Here is a 15,668-nt window from a genome sequence, read left to right as displayed (position 1 = left end):
ATTTTGAGATATACCGCCCGCATGCAGGCGATAAATCTCAACGCGCTCCTCGAGGCTGAGCTGGCCATAACACTGTCCCATCGCAACACCACTGTAGCAGGTGTTGCACTTGCATCGTGAACCCAAGGAGGGCCCAGTATCCCAGAGCGCTCGTGATCTGCGGAAGCGCTCTGGAATACTTGGTCGCCCGGACAAGCCGGGCGATGACGCTAGAGTGTGTTGATATTCAAGTATTCAACGTCATCGCGAGCGGAGCGAAGCAATCCAGCTCAGTACACAGCCCTGGATTGCTTCGTCGCTGCGCTCCTCGCAATGACGGAAGGCTGATGACGGTACGAAACTAACTACGCCCGCGACAGCTTCGGGCCGGAGCCGTAGATCTGATCGGCGCGGGTTTCGAAGGCTTCGGCGAAGCGGTGGAACGCGGTGTCGAACATCGCGCCCATCAGGGTCGCGAGCACCCGGCTCTTGAACTCATACGAAATGAAGAAGCCGACCTCGCAGGCGCGCTCGGTCTTGGCGACGAAGGTCCAGCGGTTCTCCAAATTGGAGAACGGACCTTTGAGATACTCGACCAGGATTTTCAGATTGGCGCGATCGAGGGTGACCCGGCTGGTGAAGGTCTCCTGCACCAGCTTGAACGACACCGTCATGTCGGCGATCACCACCTCGGTGCCATCCGGCTGCTGAGTGCGCTCGCGAATTCTCAGCGCCTTGCACAACGGTACGAACTGCGGATAGCGCTCGACGTCGGCAACGAGATCGAACATCTGCTCGGCACTGTGCGGCACCCGGCGCCTGCTGGAAAACTGCGGCATCGAAGCGTCTCAGCGCGCCAGCGCAGCGCGCGCGGCCTTGAGCTTGGCAAAATCGTCACCGGCGTGATGCGAGGAGCGCGTCATCGGGCTCGCCGAGACCATCAGGAAGCCCTTGGCGAAGGCGGTCTTCTCGTAGGAGTCGAATTCGTCCGGCGTGACGTAGCGCATCACGGCGTGATGCTTGCGGGTCGGCTGCAGATACTGGCCGATGGTGAGGAAATCGACCTCTGCCGAGCGCAGATCGTCCATCACCTGCAGCACTTCGTGCCGCTCCTCGCCCAGCCCAACCATAATGCCAGACTTGGTGAAGATCGTCGGGTCGAGCTCCTTCACCCGCTGCAGCAGCCGGATCGAATGGAAGTACCGCGCGCCCGGCCGTACCGACAGATAGCGCGACGGCACGGTTTCGAGGTTGTGGTTGAACACGTCCGGCTTGGCCGCGACCACCACTTCGAGCGCACCGTCCTTGCGCAGGAAGTCCGGCGTCAGGATCTCGATCGTCGTGGTCGGACAGGCTTCGCGCACCGCGCGGATCGTGGCGGCGAAATGCGCCGCGCCGCCGTCGGCCAGATCGTCGCGATCGACCGAGGTGATCACCAGATGCTGCAGACCGAGTTTGCGGGTCGCCTCGGCGACGTAAGCCGGTTCATTGGCATCGAGCGCGCCCGGCATCCCGGTCTTGACGTTGCAGAACGCGCAGGCCCGGGTGCAGGTGTCACCCATGATCATGAAGGTGGCGTGCTTCTTGTCCCAGCACTCGCCGATATTCGGGCAGCCGGCCTCCTCACACACCGTGTGCAGGCCGTGCTCCTTGACGATGCCGCGGGTCTCGCCATAGCCGCGCGTGGTCGGCGCGCGCACGCGAATCCAGTCCGGCTTCTTCGGCGACAGCGCATCCGGCCGCGCCGCCTTCTCCGGATGCCGGGGGCGGACGGGATTGGATGACACCGTATCGACGAGAACGACCATGGGCTGCCTGAGTTTGCGCGAGAACCCTACCTAATCCGGCCGCCCCCGTCCCGCAACCCAGGCCGCTTGCAGGCCGTTATCCCTTGGAATAATGCTCGAATTGTAAGCATCGCGCCCCGCGCCGGCCGCGCCTTCTGGCGCCCAGATCCCGGTCCCAGATGACCAATCCCCGCGTCCTCAAGGCCTCGCCGAACGGAACACCCCCTGGCCTCGGCCCGCTGCTGACGCGCCGGTTCTTCGCCCGCAGCGTCCACGAGGTCGCGCCCGAGCTGATCGGTGCAACGCTGCTGTTCGGCGGCGCCGGCGGCGTCATCGTCGAGGTCGAGGCCTATCACCACACCGATCCGGCGGCGCATTCCTATGGCGGTCCGACACCGCGCAATCAGGTGATGTTCGGCCCGCCAGGCTTCGCCTACGTCTATCGCTCCTATGGCATTCATTGGTGCGTCAACGTCGTGTGCGAACCCGAAGGCTCGGCCAGTGCGGTGCTGATCCGCGCGCTGGAGCCGACCCACGGCTTTGCGGCGATGCGCAAGCGCCGCGGCCTCGACGAGCCGCGCAGCCTGTGTTCCGGCCCTGGCAAGCTGGCGCAGGCGCTCGGCATCACCATCGCCCACAACGGCCTGCCGCTCGATGCCGCACCGTTCGCGATCCATCGCCGGATCACCACGCCGGAGATCACCACCGGCCCGCGTATCGGCATCACCAAAGCTGCGGATTATCCGTGGCGCTATGGGCTGAAAGGCTCTCGATTTGTCAGTAAAGCGTTTCCAAGATCCGGGACGCGCTAAACGAGCGTGTGACACACCGCTTCGAGCCGGTTGCCGTCGGGATCGGCAATGAAGGCCGCGTAGTAACCGGGATGATAGTCGCGCAGTCCCGGCGCGCCCTGATCGACGCCGCCGTGCGCGAGCCCGGCTTGCCAGAATGCTTCGACCACTGACCGGCTATTCGCCTTGAAGCACCAGTGCCGGCCATAGGCCGGCTCCGGCCTGTCGCCCTTGCGGATCGACAGATAGACGAGGTCCGGATGATCAGGCCGCGCGCGCTCGCCATAGCCGAGCCAATCGCCGCGGGCGCCGACCTTGACGACGCCGAGCGCCGCCATGATCGCATCGTAGAACGGCTCGGCCACCGCTATATCTGAGACGGTGATCGAGACGTGGTCGAGCAAGGGTTAGCTCGCGTTCTTCAGCCGAAGCAGCGCTTCGAGGATCTTGACCTTGCGCGCGACCGCCGCCTCGCGCTTTTCGCGTTCTTCCTCGACGACCTCTTCGGCCGCATTGGCGACGAACTTTTCGTTCGCCAGCTTGGCCTCGGCGCGCTTGATGTCGGCTTCGGCCTTGCCCAGCTCCTTCTCCAGCCGGACCTGCTCGGCAGCGAAATCGACCACGCCCTTGAGCGGCAGCGCCGCCACCTCGCCGCGCACCAGGAGCTGCACGGCGCCTTGCGGAGCGGCATCCGCCGACGAAATTTCGCCGACCCGCGCCAGCCGCTTGATCACGTCGCTCCAACGGCTCGCCCGCGCATTGGTATCGGCGGACGCGCCGGCCAGCACCAGCGGCGTCAGGGTCGACGGCACGATGTTCATTTCGGCGCGCACCGAGCGTATCGCAGTGACGAGATCGACCACCCAGCCGATCTCGGCTTCCGCCGCATCGTCGGAGAAGTCCGGCGCCACCGGCTCGGGAATCGCCAGCATGGCCGGCCCTGCCATCGGATCGGTCGCGGCCGACGCGATCAGCACCGACATGTCGTCGTCGGACATCCCGGTCTTGCGCGACCACGGGGCAAGCGCCAGCAATCCGTCGCGCGGGGCAGTCACCGCCCACAGCTCTTCGGTGATGAACGGCATGAACGGATGCAGGATCTTGAGGATCTCGTCACGCGCCCACGCCACCATCGCGAGTGTCTCGGTCTTGGCAGCGCCCTCCTCGCCCATCAGCACCGGCTTGGCGAGTTCGAGATACCAGTCGCAATACACGTTCCAGACGAACCGATAGGCAGCCTCGGCGGCGTCGTTGAAACGGTAGGACTCGATCGCCTCGGTCACCTCGCGCACCGCGCGCACAGTCTCGTGCGCGATCCAGCGGTTCAGCGTTTCCTTGGCCGCGGTGTAGTCGAAGCCTGCCGGCGCAACGCAGCCGTTCATCTCGGCGAAGCGGCAGGCGTTCCACAGCTTGGTGGCGAAGTTGCGATAGCCTTCGACACGCGAAGTCGCGAGCTTGATGTCGCGGCCCTGCGCCGCCATCGCGGCGAGCGTGAAGCGCAGCGCGTCGGCGCCGTATTGGTCGATCAGGTTGAGCGGATCGATGACGTTGCCCTTCGACTTCGACATCTTGGCGCCCTTCTCGTCGCGAACGAGGGCGTGGATGTAGACGGTCGGGAACGGCACATCGTCCATGAAGTGCAGGCCCATCATCATCATCCGGGCGACCCAGAAGAAGATGATGTCGAAGCCGGTAACCAGCACGTCGGTCGGGTAGTAGCGGTCGAGTTCGGGCGTCTCGTCCGGCCAGCCGAGCGTCGAGAACGGCCACAGCGCCGATGAGAACCAGGTGTCGAGTACGTCCTCGTCGCGGGTGATGAAGCCCTCGCGCTTGGCCGCGTCCTGCGTCATCTCGTGCGCTTGCGCCGGCGTGATCACTTCCTGCTCGACGTAGTAGCCGAGCGCATTGCCGATAGCCTCTTCCTCGGTTTCGGCGACGAACACCTTGCCGTCCGGCCCGTACCACGCCGGGATCTGGTGGCCCCACCACAGCTGGCGCGAGATGCACCACGGCTGGATGTTCTCCATCCACTCGAAGTAGGTCTTCTCCCAGTTCTTCGGCACGAAGGTGGTCTCGCCCGACCGCACGGCGGCGATCGCCGGCTGCGCCAGCGTCTTGGCGTCGACGTACCACTGATCGGTGAGGAACGGCTCGATCACCACGCCGGACCGGTCGCCGTGCGGCACCATGTGGACGTTCGGCTCGATCTTCTCGAGGAAGCCGAAATCGTCCAGCCGCGCCACGATCATCTTGCGGGCGACGAAGCGGTCGGTGCCGTCGATCTCCTCGGCAAATTCGTGCGCGCCTTCCGGCAGGCCTTCGAGATAGGCGCTGTTGTCGGAGACCGAGACCTTGCCCTCGATGTCGAGCACATTGATCTGCGGCAGATGGTGCCGCTTGCCGACCTCGAAGTCGTTGAAGTCATGCGCCGGCGTGATCTTCACCGCGCCCGAGCCCTTCTCGGGATCCGAGTATTCGTCGGCGACGATCGGAATCCGCCGGCCGACCAGCGGCAGGATGACGTGCTTGCCGACGAGATGCGTATAGCGCTCGTCCTCCGGATTCACCGCGACCGCGCTGTCGCCCAGCATGGTTTCGGGACGCGTGGTGGCGACGACGATGAAGGTCGACGGATCTGCCGGGTCGAAGGTCTTGCCTTCGATCGGATAGCGCAGGTGCCAAAGGTTGCCCTTCACCTCGATCTGCTGAACTTCGAGATCGGAGATCGCGGTCAGCAGCTTCGGGTCCCAATTGACCAGACGCTTGTCCTTGTAGATCAGGCCCTGGCGGTGCAGCTCGACGAACACCTTGGCGACGGCACGGGACAGCCCCTCGTCCATGGTGAAGCGCTCGCGCGACCAGTCGCACGACGCGCCGAGCCGCTTGAGCTGGTTGACGATGACGCCGCCGCTCTCGGCCTTCCACTGCCACACCCGCTCCAGGAACTTGGCACGGCCCATGTCGCGGCGGCTCGGCTCCTGGCGCTCCATCAGCTGTCGCTCGACCACCATCTGGGTGGCGATGCCGGCGTGGTCGGTGCCGGGCTGCCACAGCACGTCGCGGCCGCGCATCCGCTCGAACCGGCACAGGATGTCCTGCAGCGTGTTGTTGAGCGCATGCCCCATGTGCAGCGAGCCGGTAACGTTCGGCGGCGGAATCACGATCGAGTACGGGACGGCGTCGCGGCGATCCGGACGGCCGGCCTTGAAGGCCTCCGCGTCTTCCCAGGCGCGCGAAATGCGGGCCTCGATGTCGGCTGGCTGGTAGGTTTTCTCGATCATGGCGCTGCAATCAAAAAAGGCGCGTCGCCGGGCCGCGAACGCGCTCGTTGGACGTGGCTAAAAACCTTCCGGCGCGCCGCAAGTCAACAATGGAGGCCGGTCCATTCGGTCAGGCAGAGGCAGACGCCCTGCCCGGCAGGCTCAGCGGCCGCGCGAAACCCGTTCGATCTCCTGACGGACGATCCGTTCGACCAGAGTCGGCAGGTTGTCGTCGAGCCAGGACTTCAGCATCGGCCGCAGCATCTCTTTGACCAGATCCTCGAGGGTTCGGGCATTGTTGCTGAGAACGGTGGTGGCGAGCGAGTTGAAGGCCGATTCCACCGCAGCCGACGTCGTCCGCGACATGATCGGTTGCTGCGGCTCCTCGCTCCAGGACGGCGCGGGTGGCATCTCATAGGCAGGTTCGGGCGCGCGCGGCTTTGGCGCGGCCTCGGCGAATTCGAGGTCGTCCACGATCGGCGCCTTGTGAACCGGCGATGGCGGTGGCGGCGGTGGAGTCGGCTCGGGATCGGGCTCCGGCAACGCCATCTCGTCGGTCAGCTCGAGGACATCGCCATCCGGCTGCGGCGGACGGACTTCTTCCTCGGTGGTGCCGGCATCGAGTCCGGCGAGCAGCGCGTCGATGTCGTCCTGGCTGTTGCTCTCGGCCGCGGCCGGCGCGGGTGGCGGCGCTGCTTTCGGCGCAGCGGCGGCGGGCTTGGACGGCGCGGCTTGCGCCACGGGGCTTGGAGCAGACGGAGGTGGGGTCATGGCCGCGGGCTTGCTCGGCGGGGGAGCCGCTTTGGGCGGCTCCGGCTTCGGGGCAACGGCCACAGGCGCAGGCGCCGGGGTCGCGGGCTTGGCTTCGTCATCGGCGATGATGCGACGGATCGACGCGAGAATCTCCTCCATGGAAGGTTCTTGCGCCTTTGCAGGCTGCGTCATCTCCGACTCCACATCATCACGCCCTTCCCGGCGTTGTATCATCAAAGCTCTTCGGGAGAGACCGGTTCCGGATCGGCAGCGCCAGGTTTCATGTTGGAAGCAGGACTTGTCCCCAGCTTCAACTGCGGTACGCCCCGAGTTCACTCCACGCGCAACGACGCAAACCACCGCCAAACACGGGCGAATTTCCGCTTCGAATCGTCGCGACGACCCGAACAACGGTAGGCAGCCGATTAGTTGTTTGCAAGCAAACGCGCCCGGAGCAAGTGTCCGGGCGCCCCCAAGACGGCGATCAGCGGCCGTCGGGAGTCCGCACACCACCCCAGCTATCGCGGACTTGATGATAGTGTACGCTGGGATCATAGACGTTGGTCTTCAGCCCGAGCACCTGCGGCGACAACCGGCCGACGGCGTTGAGCACCGCGTAAGACGCCACCACGCGGTCGTGCTGCGCGGTCACCAGTGCGACGCGGGCATTCACCAGCGCCTGCTGCGCGTTCAACACATCGAGCGTGGTACGCTGTCCGGCGCGGGCTTCTTCGCGAACGCCGTTCAGCGCGATTTCAGAGGCCTTCACCTGCGATTGCGCCGAAGACACCTGCGACTTGGCCGCCTGCAACTGGCCCCAAGCCTGCGCCACACTGGCACGTGTCTGATCACGCACTTGTTCGAGGTTGAGGCGCTGCTGCGCCAGAGTTTCCTTCGACTGCCGGATCAGCGCGTATTCGCCGCCGCCCTGATAAATCGGGATCGAAAGCTGAGCCACGCCCGAAGCGAGGAACTGGCGCGGTGACGAGATCGAAGGCTCCCACGACTGTTGAGCACTGGCCTGCAGCGTCAACGTCGGGAACAGTGCACCTTCGTTGATCTTCACGTTCAGAAAGCTGACGTCGATCCCGTACATCGCCGCGGTCACGTTCGGGTTCTCGACCAGTGCGAGATTGATCGCCTGCGCCAAACTGTTCGGCAGATAGCGGTCGACCGGCGAGCCGGGGGCCAGATTGCCGGGCTCGTTGCCGATGATGCGGCGATAATTCGACCGCGTCGTCGTCAGCGTCGATTCGGCCGCGAGCTGCTGCGTATTGCCCGCCGCGAGCTGTGCCTGGGACTGCGCCACGTCGGTACGGGTCACTTCGCCGACGTTGAAGCGATCATTGGTTTGCCGCAACGTTTGTTCGAGCACCCGCACGTTGGTCCGCTGGACCTCGAGCGTCGCCGAATCACGCAGATAGTCCATGTAAATGGTGGCAGCGGACAACAAAACCGACTGCTCCAGCACCCGCAGCCCCTCTCGGGCGGCCGAGACTTGGCTTTCAGCCGCACGGGTGCGGTTCGCCGTCTGATTACCGTTGAACAGCGTCTGCGACGCGGTCACGCCCACCGATCGCGGGATCTGCTTGCCGGACAGTTGGAATTGGCTTCCTGCGATGCTCGAGATCGCATCGGTGTACTGATAGCCGCCCGATGCCGTGACCGCGACTTTGGGCCGATAGCCGGACAAGGCCTGCGGGACTGATTCGTCGGTGGCGCGGACCGAGGCCCGCTGGGCGTTGAGCTGCGGATTGTTCTGATAGGCTCGGATCAGCGCGGCTTCGATGGTCTCTGCGTGAACCCCGGTATGAGGTGCGCACACCAGAACGACACCGGCAACGACAAGGCCGGAGACTCGCTTGAACGCATCCATGTCTGGCAATCCAATCTTACACTTTTCCCCACCCCGGAAAACGAAGCCGCCTCGCACCCAGGCGTCGCGCCGAACTTCCGGTAAGTCTATCCTCACCATAAGCTACGGCGGTTACCGAAGAAACCCCTTGGAAGGCATGCGAAACAAAACTTCCAAGCTGGGGCATTCGCGCCACAGGTATGATTCCTCAGCAGAATTTGCCTAGTTCCAATCAGAACACGAAGGCTGCAGGCCGCTCCATTCCAGGCAGTACAGGCACGGACGCATCGAACAAAACCCGTGTCCCGAAGTCACCGACCGACCTGGTGACGACGGTAACCCGCTGGGGCTTACCATCAGCAAAGGCACCGACCAACCGGCCGCCGAGCTTGAGCTGTTCATAAAGTGTGCTCGGCTCCACCTCGGTTCCGCCACACAACAGGATAGCGTCGAACGGCGCATCGAGCTGATCGCCTCGGGCTGCTTCGGCAACGCGGACGTTGATGTTGGAGAAACCAAGCGCAGCCAACGTCGACCGCGTCGCCTGAGCCAACGCCTCGTCGTCGATCGTCGTGGTGACCCGATCACCGAGCTTGGACGCGACCGCGGCGATGTACCCCGTCGGACAGCCGACGACCAGAATACGATCGTCGCGAGTCAGCTCGGCAGCCTGGATCATCCGCGCGGTCATGATCGGATTGAGCAGATAATGCCGGCGACCATTGCTCCCTCCGATCTCGAGATCGAGATCGAGATAAGCCAGTTCGCGCTTTGCCTCGGGAACGAATGCTTCGCGGGGCAGCGACCGCATCGCATCGATGACTCGCCAATCCGTCACGCTGGCGGGCCGGATTTGGCCATCGACCATGTTGTGCCGCGCGCGCTCGAATTCCAGCATCCTCGATCCCCTGCGATGAAACCCGCGTCATCCATGCTGCAACGCGCTTCAAAACGCAACTGGCCGCGCCGTTCACAGATTTGGTGTCATGGGGGCTTCACGCCGGGCTCCATATCCCCTACATAGCCCTCGCCGCTACGGCGGCTCGCCGCAGCGTTGCGGCGGAAACGGCCGGTGTCGATCGACCGATTTCTGCTTTTCAACGCTGAACGGCTTTGTTATACGCTGCCCGCGAAGCAATGCTTCGCTGTTCCCTGGTAGCTCAGTGGTAGAGCAACCGGCTGTTAACCGGTTGGTCGCTGGTTCGAATCCGGCCCGGGGAGCCATTTTATCTTTCACCACATCAGACGCTGCGCCCGTCTCGGCCACAATGTGGTCGGGCTCCCTCGCTTGGTTGCGAGCCTCCCTCACGCCGGTGTGACCTGCTTCGGTCTCCTCCTTGGAACGTTCTCGCGCTGGCGCACGTTGCGCCCACGCGATCCAACGAAGGAGACCAAGATGTTCAAATCGACGACCTTTGCAGCCGCTGTGTTCGCGGGCGCTGTGGCCCTGACGACCGCCGCATCGGCGCAGCAGCCGATTCAGCAGCGCGGACAGTCCTACAACGCCGAAATGCAGCGTCACCACGCGTACCATCATCGCGGCTATCAGGACCGCTGGTCGCAGAACCGCGACTGGCGCGACAGCAACGCGTTCTGGCCTGGCGAAGTAGCCGCCGGCATCGTCGGCGGCGCCATCGGCACGGCGGGCGCGATCGCAACGGCTCCGTTCGAAGCCGGCTATCAAGCCGACTACGATATGCGCAGCTATGCGGCGCGCAACGGCTTCGTCTGCCTTCCGGGCACCACGTTCCGTGGCGAAGACGGCCGCATGCATCTCTGTCAGTAACAGCGTTCGACGGACCTCATGAAGCAAGCCGCCTCCGTTTTGGGGGCGGCTTTTTTCGTCGCACGGGCCCCAGTCGGGGCCTATTGAAGGGAAACCATCCCAAAACGCCCGATCGTTAAAATTCGAACGATCCACGCAACCGGCCTCACAACAGTTTTTGCCACACTCCGGTCCGGACAGGGGAGCCGGACCATGAGCGAAGCCGAGTACAATCTGCTGCTTGAATCGATCAGCGATGCGGTCGCTGAAACCTCACAGGACAACGTCGTGCGACCGAACGTTGTGGCGGCGATGCGCCGTGCCGCCAACGACAATACGGTCGAGTGGCCGCTGCTGCCGTTCCCGTCCGATTGGTACGCCTCCTGCTGACAGAGGCCGGAGAACTAACGCGCGTCTTGCGCGACAGTATCCGACAGCGAATCCAGATGTCGCTCCGCCAGCTCTTCGATCACCAGATCCGGTTTCTCGCGTTCGATCAGCGGTACGATCTCGCGTGAAGGTTTGAAACCGGACCGAGCGACGTAGACCACCTCCCCGAAGCTTCGCGACAGATACTTGATCAGGCCTTCGGTGAAGGAATCGCCGATGAACATGATCTTGTATCTCGCCTGCGGACAGAACGTCCGCTGCATCGAGATATCGTCACCGAGCCGCTCGGAGGCAGTCGCCGTGAAGGCACAGCGATCGGGTAGCATTGCCGAGGTCCGCGTCGCCTCCCGCCGCGCCAGTCCCGCCATGCCGGCAAGATCACCCGGATGCTCCGAAGCGACCGCAAACCGCGTCGTATCGAGATCGATCACCGGGAGATTGGGCAGCGGCAGGGCCGCCATGATGCGGCGATAGCCGAGATAGGCGCCCCAGTCGGTCCAGTGCGAATCGTCCTTGAAGTACACCTGCCCGTCCGCCTTGCCCTGCCGCAGCGTCGCGCGCAGATCGAGCACCGGCAGATGCTCCTTTGCAGCCATTGCCACGACCTGATCGAGTTGCGACGGCGGATCGCGCCGAGACATATAGGTCGGCATCTCTTCCGGGTAGATCGTGTGCTTGTCCGGCACCACGACGAACAGATACGGCCTGTTCGCGGCCTGCAGCGGGCGCATTCGCAGCGCCAGAGCCGTGCGGGTGTTGTCGAGCTGCAGCGAACTGAGGGGACGCTGATTGCGATACAGCTCGATCGAATTGTCGCCGGCGTAGAACAGCCAGTCGTCCTTGCCGAACACCACCTTGTCCGACGGCGAGCGGCCAAGCATCACGGTGGTGAAGTTCGAATTCAGCCGCAGCAGCAGCTTCCGCAGGCCGAAATTGTCGTTGAAATACGCGTCGAACCGCTCCGGAAAGCTGTCCCACTCGGCAGCCGTGCGCGGCCATCCCGGAAGCTGCGTCAGCGCGCGGTTCTCGCCGATAGAGATCTCGGCGTGCTTGAACGCCATCGCGATCAGCGATGCGAAGGAAAATGCCATCACCAGCCCGACCAAGGTGCCGCTGTAGAGGCGTGCGCTGAATGGAGTTCGCTGCATCTCTAGAACCGGAAATAGATGAACGGATTGTAGGTGCCGGCGGCGACCTGGCTGCCGGCGAGCAGGCCGATCGTCAGCAGCACGATCAGCCGGCCGGTCATCATCGCAGCTCCGTCCTGGCCGATCTGCAAGGTGCGGACGTCGGGATGCACCCGCCCCTGGCTCTGGTCGCGGCGCAATCGCCAATCCGCCGTCAGCGGGCTGAACGCCGCAGCGCTCGCGAGGCTTCCCACCACCAGGCAGATGACGACCAGCGGATCGACGTTGCCGAGGAAATCGAGCGACCAGCCGGCGCCGAAGCCGGCCATTGCCTTCAAATAGATGATCGCGTGCGACAGGTCCGATGCGCGGAAGAACACCCAGGCCAGCGACACCACCGCCAGCGTGTAGAGATGCCGCACCGGCCGCGGCATCCGTGCCAGCAGCGATGCCAATCCGAGCCGTTCGAAGATCAGGAACAGGCCGTGGATCAGCCCCCAGACCACGAACGTCCAATTGGCGCCATGCCACAGCCCGCACAGCAGGAACACGGTGGCGAGATTGAAATACACCCGCCACGGCGGCACGCGGTTGCCGCCCAGCGGGATGTAGAGATAGTCGCGAAGCCAGTTCGACAGCGAGATGTGCCAGCGCCGCCAGAATTCCTGCAGCGATTGCGACAAATACGGATAGTTGAAGTTCTCCAGGAAGGTGAAGCCGAACAGCCGCGCCAACCCGATTGCCATGTCCGAATAGGCCGAGAAGTCGAGATAGATCTGCAAGGTGTAGCAGAGCAGTCCGAGCCAGGCCGCGCCCGGGCTGAGATCGGCGGCCGGCAGCGCAAAGATCCGGTCGGCGACTTCTCCGAGCGGATTGGCCAGCAGCATCTTCTTGCCGAAGCCGGCCAGGAACCGCTCGATGCCGGAGGCCGCCAGTTCGAGCGTCACCGGCCGGCGCCTGAGCTGATCGGAGATATCGTGATAGCGAATGATCGGGCCGGCAATCAGTTGTGGAAAGAAAGCAATGTAAAGCGCGAAGTCGACCGGCCGGCGCTGTGCCCGGGCGACGCCGCGATAGACGTCGATCACGTAGGACAGCGCGTGGAAGGTGAAGAACGAAATCCCGAGCGGCAGATGCGGCGCCACCACGGTGACGGGGGCGATTCCGACCGTCTCCAGCAGCGCGTTGAGGTTCGCGATCAGGAATTCAGAATACTTGAACACCGCCAGCAGACCGATGTTCAGCACCACCGCGGCGGCCACCACCAGCTTGCGCCGGCCCGGATCGATCAGGGCTTCGAGCGCCAGCCCGAGCAGCCAGTTGCCGAAAATCGACCCCAGCATCACCAGCGCGAAGAAGCGTTCGCCCCAGGCATAGAACACCAGGCTGGCAACCAGCAGCACGCTGTTGCGAAGCGGACGCGGCACGCTCCAGTAGACCAGGAGCAGCAACGGCATGAACAGGAACAGGAACACCGGCGAACTGAACAGCATCAGGCCATCGCCCTCGCTTCCCAGCTCCTGCAGTTGCGCTCCGGCATCGCCGCCCCGTCCTTTGGTGCGCCTTCTCCTTGCGCGAGCGCCCCTAATTGTTCAAGGCCGCCTCTGTCCCCAGGGCACCGCGCTGTGCGGCGGTTGCCTATCGCCGTCCGGCCGTATATGAGTTCGCCGCGTGGGGCCACGTGGCGGAGTGGTTACGCAACGGTCTGCAAAACCGTGTACACCAGTTCAATTCTGGTCGTGGCCTCCACTTTCCAATCAAGCACTTAGCCGATCTTTCGGAGACTCGACCGGAACCGCGTCGGGGCACGCGCTCTTGCGCGCGGAATCGGCTCACGCGCGAACGCCCCCATTCAACGGACATCAGTCGAAATCGCCGCATCAGGCCGTAGCGCGGGGGCGCGCCCTCACCCGCGCTTCTTGCGGCGCCAGTCGCGCTTCTTTGGCTTCGGGGCCAGATCCGGCCGCCCGGCCTGCACCTGCTTGAACCGCGACAGCATCCGGTCGAAAGCCGACAGCAAGGCGGTCTCGATGTCTGGGCGATGCTCCAGACGCGACAGCAGCATGGCGGCGGCTTCCAGCGTCGACAGCCCGTCGTGGCGCGGCTCCTTGCGCAGCCGGCCGTAACGCGACGGCGCCGCGGGATCGAGAATCACCCGCTGACATTTCAGCATCCAGGCGTTGCGCCACCACAGCGCCTTGGCCTGGCTCCAGGTGCCGTCGAGCAGCACCACGCCCTCGATCTCGTCGAGGATCATGTCCTGATACGGCTCGGGTTGCCCCTTGGCGTCGACCGCGAGGATCTCCCGCCCCTCGGCCAGTTCGGCCGCGCGGGCGGAACCGAGATACAGCACCGCCCAGCGCGACGGATCGTGCACGGTGCGGCCGAGCGCCTTGGACAGGCTCGGCCATGACAGCCCGATTCGGACCACGGCGTTCTTGAAATGCTGCGCGGTCAGCCGCGCGGTGCCGAGCGCGCGGTCCTGCTCCTGCGGGTGCTGCAGAATCAGAAGCTGAATACGGCTGGCGATCGGCTCGACGGTGTCGCAGATGCACAGCGGCAACGGCTTGCCACAGCGCTCGCACTGCGGCTCCGGCGCGCCCAGCTCTGCCGCAGGTGTCTCTTGTTCGGTCGTCATCTCACCCCTACTCCGCCGGCACTGCGGCCGGCGCACCGCGGCGCCAGCGCCGCTGCCGCACCCGGTCGATCAACAGATAGATCACCGGCGTCGTATACAACGTCAGCACCTGCGACACGAACAATCCGCCGATGATGGTGATGCCGAGCGGACGCCGCAGCTCGGTGCCGGGGCCGACCGCGGCCACCAGCGGAATCGCCGCGAACAGCGCCGCCAGCGTGGTCATCAGGATCGGCCGGAAACGCACGATGCAGGCCTCGAAGATCGCTTCGGCGGAAGACAGTCCGCGATCGCGTTCGGCCTCGAGCGCGAAGTCCACCATCATGATCCCGTTCTTTTTGACGATGCCGATCAACATGATGATGCCGACGAAGGCGATCACCGTCAGCTCGGTGCCGGTGACCAGCAGCGCCAGCAGCGCGCCGAGCCCCGCCGACGGCAGCGTCGAGATGATCGTCAGCGGATGCGCGAGGCTCTCGTAGAGCACGCCGAGCACGATGTACATCGCGATGAACGCCGCCAGGATCAGCAGCGGCTGCTTGTTCGAAGTAGCGCGAAAATCGCCGGCATTGCCGTCGAACGAACCGCGGATGCCTTCCGGCATGTGCAGTTCGTCGACCGCGCGCTGAATGTTGCCGGTCGCCTCCTGCAGCGGCACGTCGGGCAACGTGTTGAACGACACCGTGGTCGACGGCACGCCTTGGGTATGGGCGACCGCAAGCGCTGCCAATCCCCGCTCGGCGCGCACCACCGCCGACAGCGGCACCTGATCGCCGCTGGAACTGTCGACGTAGATCCGTTTCAGATCGGTCGGATCTGTCTGAAACTTCGGATCGATCTCCAGCACGACCTGATACTGGTTGCGCTGAGTGTAGATCGTGGCGATCTGCCGCTGCGAGAACGCATTATTGAGCGCGTTGTCGATGTCCTGAATCTTGACGCCGAGCCGGGCCGCCATGGTCCGGTCGATCGACAGCGTCAATTGCAGGCCACCGTCGTCCCGATCGCTGGTGACGTCGGTGATGCCCTCGACGGTCTGCATTCTCTTGGCGACGATCGGCGCCCATTTCTGCAACAGATCGAGATCTGGGCTGCTCAGCGTGTACTGATAGTTGGATTCGCTCGACCGGCCGCCGCCACGCAGATCCTGGGCGGCGAACATAAACAGCCTGATCCCGGCGACACGGCTGAGCTGCCGGCGCAGCCGGTCGATCACCATCTGGGTGGTGACGCCTTCCCGTTCCGAACTCGGCTTGAGGTTGATGAACATCGTGCCACGGTTCGAGCCGCCGCCCCCCGGTCCCCCGCCCCCGAGCACCGACC

14 protein-coding genes and 2 tRNA genes are annotated in these 15,668 nt (G+C 64.4%); 5 read left to right on the top strand and 11 right to left on the bottom strand.

The annotated features are described in order from the left end of the window. Window positions 1-344 precede the first annotated feature (344 nt). Both DY468_RS22655 and lipA read right to left on the bottom strand, forming a co-directional pair. Window positions 345-818 (bottom strand): type II toxin-antitoxin system RatA family toxin, encoded by a 474-nt coding sequence (locus tag DY468_RS22655; protein WP_164607602.1) that lies wholly within the window; start codon window positions 816-818, stop codon window positions 345-347. Between the two features lie 9 nt (window positions 819-827). Then, on the bottom strand, window positions 828-1,787 hold the full coding sequence (gene lipA / locus DY468_RS22650) for a lipoyl synthase (protein WP_164607600.1): 960 nt from the start codon (window positions 1,785-1,787) through the stop codon (window positions 828-830). A 158-nt stretch (window positions 1,788-1,945) separates the two neighbouring features. Between lipA and DY468_RS22645 the strand changes: the two genes are divergently transcribed. Continuing rightward, window positions 1,946-2,578 (top strand): DNA-3-methyladenine glycosylase, encoded by a 633-nt coding sequence (locus DY468_RS22645; RefSeq protein ID WP_164607599.1) that lies wholly within the window; start codon window positions 1,946-1,948, stop codon window positions 2,576-2,578. On the opposite strand, the gene DY468_RS22640 is transcribed toward DY468_RS22645, so the two are convergent. The 5 genes from DY468_RS22640 to DY468_RS22620 all read right to left on the bottom strand — a co-directional run bounded on the left by DY468_RS22640 (window position 2,575) and on the right by DY468_RS22620 (window position 9,323). Next, entirely contained in the window at window positions 2,575-2,961 is a 387-nt protein-coding gene (locus DY468_RS22640; protein ID WP_164607597.1) for a VOC family protein, read from the bottom strand. The genes DY468_RS22645 and DY468_RS22640 overlap by 4 nt on opposite strands. 3 nt (window positions 2,962-2,964) lie before the next feature. After that, entirely contained in the window at window positions 2,965-5,838 is a 2,874-nt protein-coding gene (locus tag DY468_RS22635; protein ID WP_164607595.1) for a valine--tRNA ligase, read from the bottom strand. 141 nt (window positions 5,839-5,979) lie between these two features. Beyond that, window positions 5,980-6,762 carry a PopZ family protein gene (locus DY468_RS22630; RefSeq protein WP_164607603.1) on the bottom strand — a complete coding sequence of 261 codons (783 nt, stop codon included), beginning with the start codon at window positions 6,760-6,762 and terminating at the stop codon, window positions 5,980-5,982. Window positions 6,763-7,054: 292 nt separating this feature from the next. Further along, complete coding sequence (locus DY468_RS22625) at window positions 7,055-8,446, bottom strand: TolC family outer membrane protein (protein ID WP_164607588.1); 1,392 nt, start codon at window positions 8,444-8,446, stop codon at window positions 7,055-7,057. Between the two features lie 211 nt (window positions 8,447-8,657). Then, window positions 8,658-9,323 (bottom strand): protein-L-isoaspartate O-methyltransferase family protein, encoded by a 666-nt coding sequence (locus tag DY468_RS22620; protein ID WP_164607587.1) that lies wholly within the window; start codon window positions 9,321-9,323, stop codon window positions 8,658-8,660. A gap of 251 nt (window positions 9,324-9,574) precedes the next feature. Between DY468_RS22620 and DY468_RS22615 the strand changes: the two genes are divergently transcribed. From DY468_RS22615 to DY468_RS24690, 3 genes are all read left to right on the top strand, one after another. Beyond that, window positions 9,575-9,649, top strand: a tRNA-Asn gene (locus tag DY468_RS22615). 172 nt (window positions 9,650-9,821) lie between these two features. Further along, complete coding sequence (locus tag DY468_RS22610; protein ID WP_164607585.1) at window positions 9,822-10,211, top strand: hypothetical protein; 390 nt, start codon at window positions 9,822-9,824, stop codon at window positions 10,209-10,211. 192 nt (window positions 10,212-10,403) lie between these two features. Further along, window positions 10,404-10,580, top strand: coding sequence for a hypothetical protein (locus DY468_RS24690; protein WP_205512625.1), 177 nt, complete (start codon window positions 10,404-10,406; stop codon window positions 10,578-10,580). 14 nt (window positions 10,581-10,594) lie between these two features. Here the strand turns inward: DY468_RS24690 and DY468_RS22605 are convergent, their stop codons facing one another. Together DY468_RS22605 and DY468_RS22600 are read right to left on the bottom strand one after the other, a co-directional pair. Beyond that, window positions 10,595-11,728: an alginate O-acetyltransferase AlgX-related protein gene (locus DY468_RS22605; RefSeq protein ID WP_164607583.1), complete on the bottom strand. Its 1,134-nt coding sequence runs from the start codon at window positions 11,726-11,728 to the stop codon at window positions 10,595-10,597. 2 nt (window positions 11,729-11,730) lie between these two features. Then, the gene (locus DY468_RS22600; protein WP_164607581.1) at window positions 11,731-13,200 is read right to left on the bottom strand and encodes an MBOAT family O-acyltransferase; all 1,470 of its coding nucleotides are present in this window, start codon (window positions 13,198-13,200) and stop codon (window positions 11,731-11,733) included. Window positions 13,201-13,382: 182 nt separating this feature from the next. Here DY468_RS22600 and DY468_RS22595 point away from each other — a divergent pair. Beyond that, window positions 13,383-13,456: transfer RNA gene (locus DY468_RS22595), tRNA-Cys, on the top strand. A 157-nt stretch (window positions 13,457-13,613) separates the two neighbouring features. On the opposite strand, the gene DY468_RS22590 is transcribed toward DY468_RS22595, so the two are convergent. Both DY468_RS22590 and DY468_RS22585 read right to left on the bottom strand, forming a co-directional pair. Beyond that, window positions 13,614-14,345 (bottom strand): tRNA-uridine aminocarboxypropyltransferase, encoded by a 732-nt coding sequence (locus tag DY468_RS22590; protein WP_164607579.1) that lies wholly within the window; start codon window positions 14,343-14,345, stop codon window positions 13,614-13,616. A 7-nt stretch (window positions 14,346-14,352) separates the two neighbouring features. After that, the coding region (locus DY468_RS22585; protein WP_205512623.1) for an efflux RND transporter permease subunit at window positions 14,353-15,668 on the bottom strand (1,316 nt) is incomplete at its 5' end.

It is taken from the genome of Rhodopseudomonas sp. BR0M22, assembly GCF_010907035.1.
Lineage (GTDB): Bacteria > Pseudomonadota > Alphaproteobacteria > Rhizobiales > Xanthobacteraceae > Rhodopseudomonas.
The sequence above is the reverse complement of the archived record's forward strand: the minus strand, read 5'-3'. Positions and strand labels throughout refer to the sequence as shown.